13 protein-coding genes and 1 pseudogene are annotated in these 16,398 nt (G+C 58.0%); 6 read left to right on the top strand and 8 right to left on the bottom strand.

What is annotated here, in order from left to right:
* The first annotated feature begins 162 nt into the window (after window positions 1-162).
* On the top strand, window positions 163-2,022 hold the full coding sequence (locus E4T63_RS14175) for an ABC transporter ATP-binding protein (RefSeq protein WP_103367073.1): 1,860 nt from the start codon (window positions 163-165) through the stop codon (window positions 2,020-2,022).
* A 60-nt stretch (window positions 2,023-2,082) separates the two neighbouring features.
* On the opposite strand, the gene E4T63_RS14170 is transcribed toward E4T63_RS14175, so the two are convergent.
* Both E4T63_RS14170 and gabP read right to left on the bottom strand, forming a co-directional pair.
* Window positions 2,083-3,174: a GlxA family transcriptional regulator gene (locus tag E4T63_RS14170; protein ID WP_135295817.1), complete on the bottom strand. Its 1,092-nt coding sequence runs from the start codon at window positions 3,172-3,174 to the stop codon at window positions 2,083-2,085.
* 86 nt (window positions 3,175-3,260) lie between these two features.
* Window positions 3,261-4,661 (bottom strand): GABA permease, encoded by a 1,401-nt coding sequence (gene gabP, locus E4T63_RS14165; RefSeq protein ID WP_135295816.1) that lies wholly within the window; start codon window positions 4,659-4,661, stop codon window positions 3,261-3,263.
* Window positions 4,662-5,074: 413 nt separating this feature from the next.
* Between gabP and E4T63_RS14160 the strand changes: the two are divergent.
* From E4T63_RS14160 to E4T63_RS14150, 3 genes and pseudogenes are all read left to right on the top strand, one after another.
* Window positions 5,075-5,550, top strand: a pseudogene (locus tag E4T63_RS14160) (GNAT family N-acetyltransferase).
* A gap of 85 nt (window positions 5,551-5,635) precedes the next feature.
* Complete coding sequence (locus E4T63_RS14155; protein WP_027611764.1) at window positions 5,636-6,019, top strand: winged helix-turn-helix transcriptional regulator; 384 nt, start codon at window positions 5,636-5,638, stop codon at window positions 6,017-6,019.
* 575 nt (window positions 6,020-6,594) lie between these two features.
* Window positions 6,595-7,662, top strand: a complete 1,068-nt coding sequence (locus E4T63_RS14150) for an alkene reductase (protein WP_135295815.1) — start codon at window positions 6,595-6,597, stop codon at window positions 7,660-7,662.
* Between the two features lie 92 nt (window positions 7,663-7,754).
* On the opposite strand, the gene E4T63_RS14145 is transcribed toward E4T63_RS14150, so the two are convergent.
* Window positions 7,755-8,804: a 3-oxoacyl-[acyl-carrier-protein] synthase III C-terminal domain-containing protein gene (locus E4T63_RS14145; RefSeq protein ID WP_135295814.1), complete on the bottom strand. Its 1,050-nt coding sequence runs from the start codon at window positions 8,802-8,804 to the stop codon at window positions 7,755-7,757.
* 455 nt (window positions 8,805-9,259) lie between these two features.
* Between E4T63_RS14145 and E4T63_RS14140 the strand changes: the two genes are divergently transcribed.
* Window positions 9,260-9,931 carry a lipopolysaccharide kinase InaA family protein gene (locus E4T63_RS14140; protein ID WP_135295813.1) on the top strand — a complete coding sequence of 224 codons (672 nt, stop codon included), beginning with the start codon at window positions 9,260-9,262 and terminating at the stop codon, window positions 9,929-9,931.
* Between the two features lie 81 nt (window positions 9,932-10,012).
* On the opposite strand, the gene E4T63_RS14135 is transcribed toward E4T63_RS14140, so the two are convergent.
* Window positions 10,013-10,282: a hypothetical protein gene (locus tag E4T63_RS14135; protein ID WP_041063976.1), complete on the bottom strand. Its 270-nt coding sequence runs from the start codon at window positions 10,280-10,282 to the stop codon at window positions 10,013-10,015.
* A 292-nt stretch (window positions 10,283-10,574) separates the two neighbouring features.
* Here E4T63_RS14135 and E4T63_RS14130 point away from each other — a divergent pair, with 292 nt between their 5' ends.
* Window positions 10,575-10,817 carry a hypothetical protein gene (locus E4T63_RS14130; RefSeq protein ID WP_103367089.1) on the top strand — a complete coding sequence of 81 codons (243 nt, stop codon included), beginning with the start codon at window positions 10,575-10,577 and terminating at the stop codon, window positions 10,815-10,817.
* A gap of 50 nt (window positions 10,818-10,867) precedes the next feature.
* Here E4T63_RS14130 and E4T63_RS14125 read toward each other — a convergent pair whose 3' ends face one another.
* The 4 genes from E4T63_RS14125 to tspO form a co-directional block, all read right to left on the bottom strand.
* Window positions 10,868-11,770, bottom strand: coding sequence for a bestrophin family protein (locus tag E4T63_RS14125; RefSeq protein WP_135295812.1), 903 nt, complete (start codon window positions 11,768-11,770; stop codon window positions 10,868-10,870).
* A gap of 166 nt (window positions 11,771-11,936) precedes the next feature.
* Window positions 11,937-13,223: a carbohydrate porin gene (locus E4T63_RS14120; RefSeq protein WP_135295811.1), complete on the bottom strand. Its 1,287-nt coding sequence runs from the start codon at window positions 13,221-13,223 to the stop codon at window positions 11,937-11,939.
* Window positions 13,224-13,328: 105 nt separating this feature from the next.
* On the bottom strand, window positions 13,329-15,734 hold the full coding sequence (locus tag E4T63_RS14115; RefSeq protein ID WP_135295810.1) for a glucose/quinate/shikimate family membrane-bound PQQ-dependent dehydrogenase: 2,406 nt from the start codon (window positions 15,732-15,734) through the stop codon (window positions 13,329-13,331).
* Between the two features lie 206 nt (window positions 15,735-15,940).
* Window positions 15,941-16,384, bottom strand: coding sequence for a tryptophan-rich sensory protein TspO (gene tspO / locus E4T63_RS14110; protein ID WP_027611782.1), 444 nt, complete (start codon window positions 16,382-16,384; stop codon window positions 15,941-15,943).
* Window positions 16,385-16,398: the final 14 nt, after the last annotated feature.

The following is a 16,398-nucleotide window of genomic DNA, read 5'->3' as shown; positions in this document are numbered from 1 at the left end:
GACAGCCTGATCGCCACTTCAGGAAGTGCTCAGGTTGTAAACGAATCCAATTGTTCGTTCTCAGCCAGCACCTTTACTGACGAGCACACACTTTTTCACAAAGACCTCCCAGGATCCAATCGGTGGCAGAATCTCCCTGACTTGAACGTTCAGGAGAACATCATGCTTCGTGTGTTTGAACGAAGACTCGACCCTTTCCCGCCTGACGAGGTGCCACCGCCACCCAACGGTCTGGCTAAATTTCTCTGGGCCTGCACTCGCGGCGCTCGCGGCTACATTCTGGCATTGGCGTTGCTCAGCGCTGCTGTGTCGATCTATGAAGCCTGGCTGTTTTCCTTCCTCGGCCAGGTCGTCGATCTGCTCTCGACGTGGCAGGCCGGCGGCGAAGCTGCGGTGCAGGAGAGCCGCGTGTTGTGGGGCATGGGCATCGTCATGGTCTTGAGTGTCGGGCTGGTGGCGTTGCGCACCATGGTCCAGCACCAGATTCTGGCGATTAACCTGCCGCTGCGCCTGCGCTGGGATTTCCATCGGTTGATGCTGCGGCAGAGCCTTTCGTTTTTCTCCGACGAGTTCTCCGGCCGGGTCACGACCAAAGTCATGCAGACGGCGCTCGCTGTACGCGACGTGCTGTTCACCATGATCGAGATCCTGCCGGGGATTGGCGTGTACTTCATCGCGATCATTGCCCTGGCCGGCGGTTTTGCGCTGAAGCTGATGCTGCCGTTTCTCGCCTGGGTCGTGCTGTTCGGTCTGGCCATGTGGTACTTCGTGCCGCGCCTGGGCAAGGTCGGCCAGGAACAGGCCAACGCGCGGTCGATGATGACCGGGCGTATCGCCGACGCGTACACCAATATCACCACGGTGAAGCTGTTCTCCCACTCCAACCGCGAAGCACATTTTGCGCGGGCGGCGATGGAAGATTTCAAGCAGACCGGTTTTCGCCAGATGCGTCTGGTCAGCCTGTTCGAGATCGTCAATCAGGCCTTGGTGGTGGGGTTGATCATGTCAGCGGGCGGCTATGCCCTGTGGCTGTGGCACCAAGGCGATGTCGGCGCCGGTGCGGTAGCAGCGATCACCGCCATGGCGTTGCGGATCAATGGCATGTCGAACTGGATCATGTGGCAGATGACCTCGCTGTTCGAAAGCATCGGTACCGTCCAGGACGGCATGGCGACGCTGACCCAAGGCACCAAGGTGCAAGACGCACCGGATGCCGGCGTGCTGGTGACCTCTGGCGGCGCGGTGACGTTCGACAAGGTCAAGTTCAACTACGGTGGCGAGCGTCAGGTGCTCGATGGCCTGAGCCTGAGCATTCGGCCGGGTGAGAAAATCGGTCTCGTAGGGCGCTCCGGTGCGGGCAAATCGACGCTGATCAACTTGCTGCTGCGCTTCTATGACGTCGACAGCGGCGAGATTCGTATCGACGGCCAGAACATTGCGCACGTGACTCAGGACAGCCTGCGCAGTGCCATTGGCATGGTCACCCAGGACACCTCGCTGCTGCACCGTTCGATTCGCGACAACATTGCCTACGGCCGGCCCGATGCCACCGACGCACAGATCCGCCGCGCCGCTGCCAATGCGCAAGCTGATGAGTTCATCAGCCAACTCAGCGACCGTCAGGGCCATACCGGCTACGACACTCTGGTAGGTGAACGCGGGATCAAGCTGTCCGGCGGCCAGCGGCAACGGGTGGCGATCGCCCGGGTGATGCTGAAGAACGCGCCGATCCTGCTGCTGGACGAAGCCACCAGCGCGCTGGACTCGGAAGTCGAAGTGGCGATTCAGGAAAGCCTCGATGACATGATGCAGGGCAAGACCGTGATCGCGATCGCGCATCGACTGTCGACGATCGCGGCGATGGATCGGCTGATTGTCATGGATGACGGGCGCATCATCGAGCAGGGCACCCATTCGGAGTTGCTGGAGAAGAACGGCGTGTATGCGCGGCTGTGGGCGCATCAGAGCGGCGGGTTTCTTGGAGAAGACAAAGGCGTGGTGGAGGCCTTGGATCAGGCGTAAACGGGCAGGGCACATGGCCGGGGCATCTTGGGTGTTCCCGGCCGATTTGCCTCGGTTCATTCAAGCCAGATCGACACTCGCCATCATCCGAACACTGGCAAACGTCGATTCGTTTCTCGCCTGATCGAGCGTTGTCAGTGTGTTGATCGATGACGGCGGCGTTGCCCGTTTACGACTCATTGCAGAACCTGAGCGCTCGTCGCTCGGCGGCACCCCAAAGTGCTCGCGATAGCATTTTGAGAAATGCGGTGTGGAGGCAAATCCGCAGACATACGCCAGTTCCACGATCGACAGGGAGGTTTGCTTGAGCAGTTGTCGCGCGCGAATCAGCCGCAACCTCAAGTAGTAGCGTGACGGCGTGCATTGCAGGTATTTCTGAAACAACCGCTCCAGCTGTCGGCGTGACAGATCGACGTATTCGGCAAGGTTGTCCAGCTCGATCGGTTCCTCAAGATTGGCCTCCATCAACGCAACGACTTCTTGCAGCTTGGGCTGATGCGTACCGACCACATGCTTGAGCGGTACGCGTTGATGGTCCTGCTCGTTGCGGATGCGCTCGTAAACAAACATCTCCGAGATGGCGGCGGACAATTCACGACCATGATCGCGGGCGATCAGGTGCAGCATCATGTCCAGCGGTGCTGTTCCTCCGGAACTGGTAAAGCGGTTGCGGTCGAGGGTGAAGAGGCTGGTGCTGACGTTGACGCGTGGGAAAGCTTCCTGCATGGCCGCCAGAAATTCCCAATGCACGCTGCACTCATAGCCATCGAGCAATCCGGCTTTGGCGAGTGCCCAGCTACCGGTGCACACACCGCCCAAACGTCTGGATTGCCGGGCCAGGGCTTGCAACCAGGATGTGTGCTCACGGGTGATCACGCTCTGGATGCCGACCCCGCCACAAACAATCACCGTGTCCGCCACGCTGGGGTTGCTCCACGAGGCATCCGGCGTGATCGGGACCCCGTCGCTGGCCCAAACAGCCGCACCATTGGCGCTGAAGGTATGCCAGCGATACAGCGTTCGCCCCGACAATTGATTGGCCATGCGCAGTGGTTCGACGGCGGATGCCAGCGACATGAGGGTGAATTTATCCAACAGCAGAAACCCGACGGATTGGGTCGTACCGTCGGCCACGGAGGGGGTCGATGACATCGTGTCCTCACAGGAATCGGTCTGAGATGCAGGCGTCGGTCATTCCCTTGGTCTTCGCCAAGGGAATATCAGTTCGGCGTGAACGCCTAGCCCACCGAGGTTGCGCGTGCCGCCGGGGCAGGATGACGCGACGTGATCAGGCCGATAAAGGAGATTGCCAGCGCCAGGCCAATGGTGGTGGTGACTTCGGTGCGGTGCTGCGGGGTGATCATCATGACCGCCAGCGCCGCGCAGATGAAGCCAATCACCAGCCACGTCAGCCATGGAAACAGCCACATGCGGAAGGTCAGCTCGACCTTGCGCTGTTGCAATATCCGCCGCATGCGCAGCTGCGACACCGCAATCGCCAGGTACACCAGCAAGGCAATCGCCCCGGAACTGGCCAGCAGGAACTCGAACAGCCCGGCGGGCATGAAGTAGCTCCACACGGTGATCGACGCACCCAGCACGGTGCTGGCGATCACGGCCGCGCGTGGCACACCGGCCGCGGAAGTCGCCTTCAGCGGTTTCGGTGCATCGCCGCGACGGCCCAGCGAGTACAGCATGCGCGAGGCAATGTAGATCGAGGAGTTCATGCAACTGGCCACGGCGATCAGCACGACAACGTCGACCATGAACTTGGCGTTTGGAATGTTCATGATTTCCAGGGCGCGCTGATACGAGCCCACCGAGGCCAGCAACGGATCATTCCAGGGCACCACGGAGATGACCACGAAGATCGACAGCAGGTAGAACACGCCGATGCGCCAGATCACCGAGCGGGTGGCCTTGGCGATGTTCTGCGCCGGGTTATTCGATTCGGCGGCCGCGATGGTCACCGCTTCAGTGCCGATGAAGCTGAACATGATCGTGATGAAAGCGCCGACCACCGCCGACAAGCCGTTGGGCGCAAACCCGCCGTGCTCGGCCATCAGGCCGCTCAACCCGCTGACTTCGCGGTCGGGCACCCAGCCCATCAACACGGCAAAACCGACCCCGATGAAGCCGATGATCGCCACAACCTTGGCCATGGCGAACCAGAATTCGAACTCACCATACTTGGACACGCTGAACAGGTTGGTCACCACCAACGCAATGATCGATCCCAACGCGAACAGCCAGGCATCGACCTGCGGAAACCATTGGTGCAGCACATGCCCGGCCGCCAGTGCTTCGATGGGAATCACCAACACCCAGAACCACCAGTACAGCCAACCGATGGTAAAACCGGCCCAGCGGCCGATGGCCTGGTCGGCGTAGGTGGAGAACGAACCGGTGTCCGGATTGGCCACCGCCATCTCGCCGAGCATGCGCATGACCAGCACGACAAGCAGACCTGAAAACAGATAGGCGAGCAGCACCGCCGGCCCTGCTGCGGCAATCGCGTGTCCTGAACCGACGAACAAACCGGCGCCGATAATCCCGGCGATGGACAACATTGTGACGTGACGAGGCTTGAAGCCCTGCGCCAATTGGCTACTCGAATCCATGGAGTTCGGGCTGATCATCGGTATTTTTATTCTCTGCTGATCGACATTTAAGCAATTGACCGGGCACACGACCGAACACCATCGTTGCCTGCTGAAACTCCCGAAAGAAGCCCGTCCAACCGCCGCAGTTCTTATCAACCCCATGATCTGACCGGGATTGTTTTGATAGGAAGACACGGCACCTTAGCCGGCCTTGCTGCCGATTCAATAGCCTAATTGCGCCATGATCGTGTCTGATATCGACATGTGAATACCATGAGGTCGTATTGGAGACCTGTCGGTCACGCAAGGCTCTGGCAATCAAGACCCAGATTGACCAAGTCATGTTCGTTTTTGAGAGGGGGGCCTGAATTCGACGGTGAAGCCAAACTGGGCCCCACAAGTCAGGCTCTCTATACTGGCCTTCCAGGATGGTAAATAGAGCACACCCTATGCCCGTCGCACCTAATCAAAATTCCCCGGTCATTTTGGTCCCGGCTCAACCAAGCGACGTGGAAAATCTTGTAGCCATTCGAATTGAGGCCATGCGCGAAAGTCTGGAGCGTGTCGGGCGATTTGATCCGGTGCGTGCGCGAGAGCGGTTTCTTGGCGGTTTTGACGCTCGCAACACACGCTATATCGAGGTATCTGGAGAGAGGGTTGGTTTTGTAGTGGTCAAGCATCACCACAATGAACTCTTGCTCGACCACTTGTATGTGAGACCGAGCGCGCAAGGATCAGGTGTAGGGGCTGCTGTTCTCACTCAGATTTTCAAAGAGGCGGATGCGGCTGCGCTCCCTGTTAAAGTTGGCGCTCTCAAAGAAAGTGCTTCGAATCGCTTTATACCCGCCATGGCTTCCAATTCACCGAAAGCAGTGAATTCGACAATTATTATGTGCGTCAGAGTGTTCCGGCGAAACAACGGTAGAAAGCGTTCTCAGGCTCGGTATATCCAGTAAACTTGGCGTCAATCTCGCGCCTTAGAGCGCCTGGGTATACAGAAGGAAACCGCCATGCTTGAACTCGAACCGCTGTGCTTCTCGTCCGACTGCCCTAGCCGGGCTTTATTCGAGCAGATCGCTGATAAATGGTCGATGATGGTATTAGCCGTGCTTGATGACGGTCCGCAACGCTTCAACGCGATCCGTCGTCGCCTGCAAGGCGTCACCCAAAAAGCGCTCACGCAATGTCTGCGCCGGCTGGAGCGCAACGGCCTGGTATCGCGCGAGGTGATTTCGCTTTCGCCAGTCGCGGTGCAGTACCAAATCACGCCGCTGGGCCGCACGCTGCAACAACCTTTTCGAGCACTGCATGAATGGACGCTCGCCAAGTTGCCGGAGGTTGATGCTGCCCGGCAGAAGTTCGACGCCGCTGCAATCGGACCAACAAGTACGTAGGGAAGGTTGCTTCACTGGATTACGTGAACGCGTTGTCGGCCGCCCATGCTGCGCTTCGGAACTTGTCATCCGATGGCTTGAAAAACACCGAAGATCTCAATCGAACCAGCGCGATCATGTAAGCATGAAACTCTGCCAACACTTTTGTTGTTGGCAGTGCGCTGGTTTTTGCCTTTCAACCGCGGGCAATCAATCTCGATACCTGCTTCAAACGAACCTTCACATCGATTGCTCAGGCCGTTCGATCATGAACGCAGAGCGTCCTGCTCTTGCGCGCGAGGCCCCTGTATACGGCTCGCCAGCCCCTACGCCGCCGACCATTTCCTGACGGTAGGTATCCTCAGACCTACCAGGTGTACGAACGGTGCCTAATTGACGCCAGGTTTATTATTGATACCTTGTCGACTGTCCTCATTTGAGGGAAGCGGTCCGAACCGGACCCTTCGTTCGCCACTCTTGCCGGCGGCTTGCAGCCAGCCAATCGAGCATCCAACAGAAGCATTTCTTTGGTCGAGCCGCACTTGAGAAATCGTTAGGCACGGGCAGACATTCAATAAATTTATTCTGAGGAAAGTATGGGAAATTTTAAGCTTCTAACCCCCTTGAACAACGAAGAGCTCACTTTCAGAAATCGGGTGTTCATGGCGCCGATGACAAGAGGTCGATCCAAGGATCAGGTGGCCAACGAATTGACTGCGACCTATTACGCACAGCGTGCCTCGGCGGGCCTTATTTTTACCGAAGGCAGCCAGATCAGCGCCCAGGCCGTCGGCTGGACGAATACCCCAGGGATCTATACGCCTGAACAGATTGCGGGCTGGAAGAAGGTAACTCAGGCAGTTCATGAAGCCGGCGGCCTCATTTTCGCCCAGCTTTGGCACACCGGTAGAGCATCTCATCCTGATTTTCATGGTGGAGAACTCCCGGTCGCGCCATCGTCAGTCCCCTTCAATAGCCAGGCGTTCACGCCAGAAGGCATCAAACCCTCGGTGACCCCACGCGAACTGACCATTGATGAAATCAAGTCCACCATTGCGGACTACGAAAAAGCTGCACAGGCCGCGAAAGATGCGGGCTTTGATGGTGTAGAGATACACGGTGCCAATGGTTATCTGCCCGCGCAGTTTCTGGAGGACGGCTCAAACAAACGCACCGACGAATATGGCGGTAGCATTGAGAAGCGGGCGAGGTTCTTGCTTGAAGCCACGGACGCCGCGATCAGAGTCTTCGGACCGGCCCGTATCTCGGTCAGGCTGTCGCCGCGCATTCCGTACAATGACATGGGCGACTCCAATCTCGAGCAGACCTACATGTACGCGGTAGAAGCGCTGGAAAGTAGAAACGTTGGAATTCTGCATTTCATGGAACCCGGGACTCTACCGGAAGGCGCGAAACCCTTGGCGCCCGGGGCTCGCCAGCGGTTCTCAGGAATTTTCGTGTTGAATGTTGGTTATGATCGGAAGTCCGCGGAACAGGCCCTGCAAACCGGCCTGGCCGATGCAGTCACATTTGGCACACTGTTCATCAGCAACCCTGATCTGCCGGAACGCTTCTTCCTTGATGCGCCGCTGGCTACTGCGGATGCCTCCACTTTTTACAGTGGTTCGGAAGAGGGCTACACCGACTACCCGCCGCTGGCCTAGAGATCGAAGCGCGATTTTCGTTTTGGTACCGACCAACAGTTTGATCATGGACGAGCAACTTGCCGCCTCAGGACGGCAAGTTGCTTCAGGCCTTACAGAGTAAATGACAACGCAGAGAAGACCATCCCGCCACTGCCCGCCCAGCCCATGCAAAACTGCCCGTTCTCGGCTTCGCCCCGACTGATCGCATCGAAGATCCCGTAGGGGATGGACGCGGTAATGATGTTGCCGGTCTTATGCCCGACGTGGTGCAGCTTGTGATCAATACCGATCAGTTGCCCAATGTGCTCCCACATCTTTGGCGAACCGGTATGAATAAACACTTTATGAACATCTGCTGCAGAGATGTTTTGCAGATTGAAGACTTTGATCGCTTCATTGCGACCATCTTCATGCAAGGCTGCCGCGTAGGAGTTGAATTGATATTGCCCGCCGGTCGGTGCAATACGGGGAATATCCTCCTCATTGCAGAACAGTTTCCAGTCCGGTAGGGAGATGGTCGACAAGTCACTCAAGTCCGGCCGGTTGATGTACGAGAACTTGAAGTTGCCCGGGGCCTCATGACTGAGGATGGTGACGGTGACTGCTTCGCCAATGGTAAAACTCGGAAACTTGTAAGCCAGTTCCGCCGACGACTGCAAAGAGAAGTTCTTGGGCATGACCGGCCCGCCAGCAGACATGCCAAATTCCATATTGACGATCGCCGCGTAGCGAATCTCGCCGGCCTGCATTTTGCTGTTGATGACATCCATGGCGGTCACCCAGCCGTTGCAGGCGTCCACCACATCAAAGTTTCTGCAGCTCAGGCCCAGCGCCTTGGCAATGAACGTACTGTTGGCCGGCTCGATGAACCCGCGGGTGACGTTCGGATAGATCAACAGATCCAGGTCGGCCTTGTCGATGTTGGCCTGAGCGAGCGCCGAGTTGAATGCAGTCTCCATCAATTGCATTGGCGTTTCGTCGGCGCCCAGCCAGTGGCGCGTGCCGCTGCCGCTTTTTTCAAGCAACTTGCTGATGGTCTTCAATGTTTTTGGCAAGTCTTCCTGGAAGGTATCTTTAGAGTGTTCCTCAACCAGGTTTATAACGTCCTGATTGCTGACAATGCGTGACGGGAGAATCCCGGACAACCCAACTATTTTCATATGACTTCCTTGTTGAAAGTATGCATCCGTGGGCAATGGCTGCGGATGAGCAAACCCTTACTCATCCCTGTAAGGAGCCACTGGCGGCAATACTTTTAGCACAAAGAAAATGCGGATCAAGGACGTTGCTCGTTATTTGCCTCAATCGAATTGAATCATGACCTGGGTCAATTTAACGGCTTTCAAGTTAATCGAAAAAACAGTCGGGCGGACCCTCGCGACGCGGTTGGCATCTGTGTTTGATGTCGTCGGCTATCGGCGAAAAGGACACACCTGAAGGGATAAACACCCCTCAATAGCCAATTTTCGTCACGTGGTTGCGTAAAAGCCCCAAGCTGGCCCTAAAATCCTCGAAAACCGAGGGAACTATTAACGTCCACCAACAGACTGAGCTGCTGTTGCGACCGTCATGCAAACGTCGCACGAAACGATTTCTACAATAAATGGAGCGCACAATGGGCAGGGCACGCGATGAATTTGATTTCTGGTGGGGTACTTCCGGGTCGTGGGTGGAACCGCCGAATGTGCGCCGCAGCGGCACCAGCGGTGTCCAGCTGATTGTTCAAGGTGACAAGACGTTTTTTGTAAAGCGCCAGACCGGCCATTTGTTCCGCAGTCTCCGTTACCCCACTGGCAGGCCCACCGCATTGCGTGAAGGCGTTGCCCTTTCAAGACTCGAAGAGCTGGGCGTGAATGCGCCAAGGCCGGTATTTTATGGCGCGAGAAAAGTCGACGGCGTATGGCAGGGTGTCTTGGTTACCAAAGACCTGGGCGGCTTCATCGATCTGGATACCTGGTATAGCCAGGGCGCTGCAAGCCTGTTGACCACAGAGCAACATCTGCGACTGCTTGAACGTTTGGCGCAAATGCTGGCGCGGATGCACTCGGGCAAATGGCAGCACGGTTGCATGCGCTCCAAACACATCTTTATCAAGGCGTCGATTACTGACGCAGACTTCGATTTCGAACTGGCGCTGCTTGATCTGGAGAAATCTCGTGGTCGCGCTACGGCAATGGGTGCGGCGCGTCACGACATTCCTCAACTCAGACGGCATTCTTTCTGGGATGAGTCGCAGTGGCGGCATTTCCTTTCGAGCTATGAGCAAGCCAGTGGTAGAACCCTGTAAGCAGGTGTGCAAAGCCATTGGTTAGAACAGGCTGTGGTGCGTGCTCAGCACATAAGTCACGCACCAGCCTCCTCTGAAAAATTACCACTGACCGCTTCCGAGGCAGGCGATTATTTCCCAGCCACTGAATTCCCACCAGGAATAGCGCTCATCAGAGCAGCTTCTGGCCAAGCTGGCCGTCTGGATTTCTCCAGCCTTTCGCTGGGTTGCGAAAGGCGTGTCAATCGAGGCGGTCGCCTGCTTGACCGTCTGTGGAGCAGTGATGGTCGTTGGATGCACGGCAGCGTTTGTGACGGTTGCGGCGAAAGCAAGCGTCGCGCAGATGGCCAGAGTTGTCATAGGCTTTTTCATTTCGAATCCTTTCAGTTAGCTGACAGCGGGCTTATACATAGGCCCCGACCTGCCTTCTGAACAGATCGGGCATTCGCGTAATGTCACGCCAGAAAAGCCTATCACTGCGCTATCTCCAGAACAGTCGCACAACTGTGCTATTGACAACTTGTTGAACGGCCGGTCTTCGCCATGGGCGCTGGATCGAGTCAAATAATCTGAACCCCGCCCGAACGCTCACGCCTAACGATCAGCTTGTGTTCATTCGCACAGGCCCGGTGCCAATACCGGCACATTCCGAGAGGTGGTCAACGTGGCTAAAGACGAGAAGAAAAGCAAAAAAGACGACGCTTCGAAAGCCAGCAAGGACTTGAAAGACAAAAAGTCCTCGCCGGAAAAGAAATCAGCGGCAGCTTCGGCGCTTTCCAAATCCTCCGACAAGAAAGACAAGAAGAAAGACGCCGAACCGAAAAAGTCTGCGAAAAAAGCCGATAGCAAGCCGGAAAAGGCCAAGGATGCTAAGAAGGCTGACAAGCCGGCGAAAAAGAAGAAGTAATACCTGCGACTCGCCAGGGCTTTACGCCCTGGCGTCCCTCAGATCGTTGTTCAAGCCGTTTCTTCAACCCTGTGCACATCCCCCAACGAATCACGCTGCATCGACTGCAGGTTTTTCTCGATGGTTTCGCACAGGGCTTCCATCTGGATCTGGTGCTCGCTGTGGCGAAACGGGCTTTGCAGGTCAGTACCGATGCGTTCAATGGCCAGCAGCATGAAGCCCACCACCGTCGAGGCCAGCGGGGTGAACCAACCCAGCGACTCCACCAGGCCCACCGGCACAATCAGGCAGAACAGCGAGATAAACAGGCGCGGGAAATACACGTAGGGGTAGGGCAGCGGTGTGTTGGCAATGCGTTCCATCCCGCCCTGGCTGTTGGACAGATCGACCATCGTCGATTCCAGCCTTGCCAGCCGAATGCTGTCCAGGCGCCCGGCCTTGTATTCCCGAGCGAGCAACGCCGCGGAACCGGTGAGGATGTCGTTGGCAAAGTTGTTGGTGGTGCCGCTGCGGGCGAATTCATCCGCCGGGATGAACGCGCGGACTTCCTCCGGGCAAGGCTGACCCTGCAGATGCGCGGCGAGGCAATTGACGTACGCCACATGGCGGCGCAACAGCGTCGCCTTCACCGGGTTCACTTCGTTATCGGGATCATCCAGCAGCGTCAGCACCTGCCGGGCAAAGCTGCGCGAGCTGTTGATCATCATGCCCCACAGGGTGCGCGCCTCCCACCAACGGTTGTAGGCGCTGCTGTTGCGGAAACTGATCAGCACCACCAGCGCCGAACCGAGCAGCGTCAGCGGCATCAGCGGCAGGTTGATCTTGGCGTTGAGGAACAACATGAAGTCGACGGTGACGGCAATGTCCCAGAGCAACAACCAGAACAGCGACCAGCCCACGTAGCCCATGGTCTTGATGATCAAACGGTATTTTTTGACGATGGCTGCTTTCAAACGGAAACCTCGTGGCGAGCGGTAAGCGTTAACGCCCTAGCTCCGACGCTGGTTCGGAGGTAAAGGTTCGCTGTCGAGTGAACTTCTTGGTTACGACAATTTTCAGGCAATAAAAAACCCGGTCATTACGCCGGTTTTTTTATTGCCTGCAGTTCTGCCAGAAGAATCAAAGTGAGGCTTTCACCTGCAAACCAAACACCAATGCATTGTCGATGTGCTGCCCGGAAAACGCGCCCGGTTCGATGATGTATTGCATGTTCGGGCGCAGCGTCAGCCACGGCGTGGCCTGATAGCCGTAGCCGAGTTCGATCAACTGCTCGCCACTGTCCAGGTTCGGGAACTGCGTGCCATTGGCCATGGCAGCGTCCTGTTGCACGTCGCGGCTGCGCGGGTTAAGCACGGCGCGGCCGTAGCCCAGAGCGACGGTGTCACGCGGGCGACCTTCGAACGGTTTGTACAGCACCAGACCGGTGCCGTACCACTTGCTGAATGGCGAAGCCGCTACGCTGGCCGCCGAGTATTGGCCGAACGCATGCAGGCTGCGGCCCTCGGACGATTGTGAACTCCAAACCGCCTGATCGATCAGCAAATAATGACCGCCACGGCCGGAGACTTCCTTGTCGCTGCCAATGCGTTTCACGTCGGAGCTGTCGTAGTAGTAACCGAGCTTGTATTCGCCAGGCAATTGGCCCGCGTGCTTGTACACCAGTTCGATCGGCACCACGGTGCCGGTGGTGTGTTTCGGGCCCAGATGCCAGGCGCGGCTGGAGTTGCCGTTGCTTTCCGGATCGACGTTGAACGCGGCCACGCGCAGTTGCCACGATGGCGACAAGTCGTATTTCACCCGCACGCCCAGGTGCGCGTTGGGGTAGTTGGTCCAGCCACTGCCGCCGGACATGTTCAGCGGATGGCCGCAGAAACCGGCGTTCATGAAGTTGCACAGAATGCCGCTGTCGAGGCCGCCGAGGTCGTTGCCCATGGCCATGTAACCCAGCTTCACGTTGAGCGCCGGGGTGAACAGACTGCGCTCATAGCTCAGTTCGGTCAGGCGGGTGTAGAGGCCGCCGTAGTTTTCCTGGATCGGCAGACGGTTGCCAACCAGATCTTCGGACGCGCTGTTGCCGCGGCGGTCGTTGATGGTCAGCTGAACCTTGCCGGCGTTCTCTACGCCATACAGCTTGCTCAGGTCGAACTGCGCGCCGAGCTTGATGTTCTGCGAGTAACGGCCGGAGCGATGCAGGCCGCCGTCGGCGTTGTAAGCCATTTCGCCGGTGTAATCGCCGGTGAACTTCATGCCGTCTTCGTCCATCTGGTGGCGCAGGCCACCCCAGTCACCGGTCAGGGTGTTGCGGGTCAACAGGTTTGAATCGGTATCGGCGAAGGCGGGCAGGGTGGTGCAGGTCAGGCCCAACAGCACGCCGTTGACCCAGCCGTTACGAGTAAAACCAAACATGGAGATCTTCCTGCTCAAAGCTGTAGCGATATCGGAAAGCGGCGCGGCACCCTCAGTTGCCGCGCGCAAAAAGAAAGCGCCCGTGTTCAGCACGGGCGCTGCGGTTTACGGCAAGGCGTAAGCCATCACGTAGTCGCCGCGATCGGTCGACTGACGTGCACCACCGGCGGTGACGACGATGTACTGCTTGCCGGTTTTCGGCGAAACGAAGGTCATCGGGCCGCCCTGACTGCCAACCGGCAGGCGCGCTTTCCACACCTCTTCACCGTTGCCGCTGTTGAAGGCGCGCAGGTAGAAGTCTTGAGTACCGGCGATAAAGATCAGGCCACCTTGGGTCGACAGGGTGCCGCCGAGGGTCGGCAGACCGATCTTGATCGGCAGGTGCATGCGGATGCCCAAGGGACCTGTGTCTTCAACGGTGCCGACCGGAACCTGCCACGCGACTTTCTGGGTCTTCATGTCAATGGCGGTCAGAGTGCCGAACGGCGGAGCCTGGCACGGAATGCCGGCCACCGACAGGAAGCGGTTTTTGTTCACCGCATACGGCGTGCCTTTGAGCGGTACCGCGCCCATGCCGGTGTTCAGCGCTTCACCACCGGACGAGGCCTGCGCCTTGTTCTGCGACGGGATCATCTGAATCCACAGGCCCAGGCGCATGTCGTTGACGAAGATGAAGCCGTGCACCGGGTCAGTGGAGATGCTGCCCCAGTTCATGCCGCCCAGCGAACCCGGGAAGCTCAGGGATTTATCGGTACCCGGCGCGGTGTACAGGCCGTCGTAACGCATCGATTTGAAATCAATCCGGCACAGCAACTGGTCGTACGGGGTGGCGCCCCACATGTCCGACTCAGTCAGATGCTGGGCACCGATCTGCGGCATGCCCACCGATTTTGGCTGGGTTGGCGAGTACGGTTCGTTCGGGATGTTCGCGGCTTTGACCGGGACTTCTTTAACCTCGGTCAACGGTTTGCCGGTGGCACGATCGAGCACGTAGATCTGCCCGGCCTTGGTGCCGATGACCAGCGCCGGAACGCTTTTGCCGTCCTTGGTGAAGTCGATCAGGCTCGGCTGCATCGGCAGGTCGAAGTCCCAGAGATCGTTGTGCACGGTCTGGAACACCCAGCGTTCATCACCGGTGGTGGCGTCCAGCGCGAGGATCGAGGCGCCGTAGGTGTGATCGAGTTTGCTGCGCTCGACACCATAGATGTCGGTGGACGAGCTGCCCATTGGCAGGAACACGGTGTTGGTTGCCGGATCGTAGGACATCGGCGCCCAGCTGTTCGGCGTGCTGCGCACATACGTGCTGCCGTCGGCCGGGGCCTTTTTGTCCTGCGGGTTGCCCGGGTCGAAGGCCCAGCGCATGGCGCCGGTGATTACGTCGAAACCACGGATCACGCCGCCCGGCATGTCGGTTTGCACGTTATCGGCTACGCGACCGCCGACCACCACAGTGGTGCCGGCCATCAGCGGAGCGGAGGAGAGCTGGTAGTAGCTGTCCGGTACGTCACCGAGACCGGCCTTCAGATCAACCTGGCCGTTGTTGCCGAAGCCCTGGCAGAACTCGCCGGTGTCGGCATCGACCGCGATCAGGCGGGCGTCGATGGTGTTGGTCAGCAGACGGCGCTGGCAATTGGCGGCCGGCGCCGGTTTGGCTTCGATGATGCTCGAATTGCTTGGCTGAGCGATGCTTTTGGTCGCATCGAAATAGGCCATGCCACGGCAACGCTGCCAGACTTTGGATTTGGCGTTGATCGCGTTCTTCCACAGCTCTTTGCCGGTGTCGGCATCCAGCGCGATCAGGTTGTTGTGCGGGGTGCAGATGAACACCTTGTTGCCGATCTGCAGCGGAGTGAGCTGGTCTTCGGCACCGTTGCCATCGCTCTCGGCGACGTCACCGGTGTGGTAGGTCCACGCTACTTTGAGCTTGTCGACGTTGTTGCGGTTGATCTGGTCCAGCGCAGCAAAGCGGCTGCCGCCCTCGGTATTACCGTAGTGCGCCCAGTCTTTTTGCGCCTTGTCTGGCTCAACCGGGGTCAGGCCCGGGCCAGTGCCGGTCGCGGCGACAGTCGGGTGCGCAACGAACATGTTGCCGGCAGCCACCGCCAGTCCCACGGCCAGGACAGCGGCAACGCCGTAAGCGCCACGACCCGGAACACCACCGTTGGTACGCTTGAGCAGCGGGTAGACCAGCGTCACCGCAAGACCCACGGCGCTGAACATGAACAGACGCGAGAACACCGGCCAGAACACCAGCCCGGCATCGCTCACCGCCCAGATCGCTGTCCCGACCAGAAACGCTGCAAACAGCCAGGCGCCGGCCGTCTTGTAGCGAGCGATCAGCAGACCGGAAACGGCCATCACCAGACCGCCCACGAGGAAGTACCACGACCCTCCCAGGCTGACCAGCTTCACTCCGCCAGCCGCAAGTGCCAGGCCGAGCAGGGCGATGATCACCCCCAGCCCGACCAGAATGAATTTTGATATGCCCGAGAGGCGTTGACTCTGCTTCACGTTGAATGTCCCGTTGAAATGAGGCGTGCATTATATAGATAGGTAACTACCTAGTTAAATCACTAATTCAGTAATGAACTGTTGTTCATTGCGAAATCCCCGTCCTGAGCGGGGACCTGCGCTTTCAAGGGCCTGGAAAGATATTTTGAATGCCTGAAAAACCACCTTTTTGTCAGAAAAAATGGGAGTTATGACAGCTGCCGTCATCAACCACGGTTATTGCGCAGAATCGAGAAATTCAACGCCGCCGCCACACACAACCAGGCCAGATAAGGAAACAGGATCAACCCGGTGATCAAATCCAGGCGCAACGCCATAAACACCATCACCGCGACCACCAGCCACAACAGCAGCAGAATCACCATGGCGGCGGCCACCTGATGCGCGCCGAAGAACACCGGCGTCCACAACGTGTTCAAGGCAATCTGCGCGGCCCATAGCGCCAGTACTGTCTGACTGCCAGGAATCAGGCTCAAGCGATAACCGGCCCAGGCCAGCAATAGATAGATTATTGTCCAGGCCACCGGAAACGCCCAATTGGGTGGAGTAAATCCGGGTTTATTGAGCCCTTCGTACCATGGCCCGGGCTTGAAAATCACCCCGGTAGTCGCCGCAGCGCCGCACGCGATCAGAAAAATCAGAAACGTCACCATTTTTCACTCCT

Origin of the sequence: Pseudomonas fluorescens (assembly GCF_004683905.1) — a bacterium.
GTDB lineage: Bacteria > Pseudomonadota > Gammaproteobacteria > Pseudomonadales > Pseudomonadaceae > Aquipseudomonas > Aquipseudomonas putida_A.
Note: the sequence above shows the minus strand (reverse complement) of the source record. Positions and strands in the feature narration are given on the sequence as shown.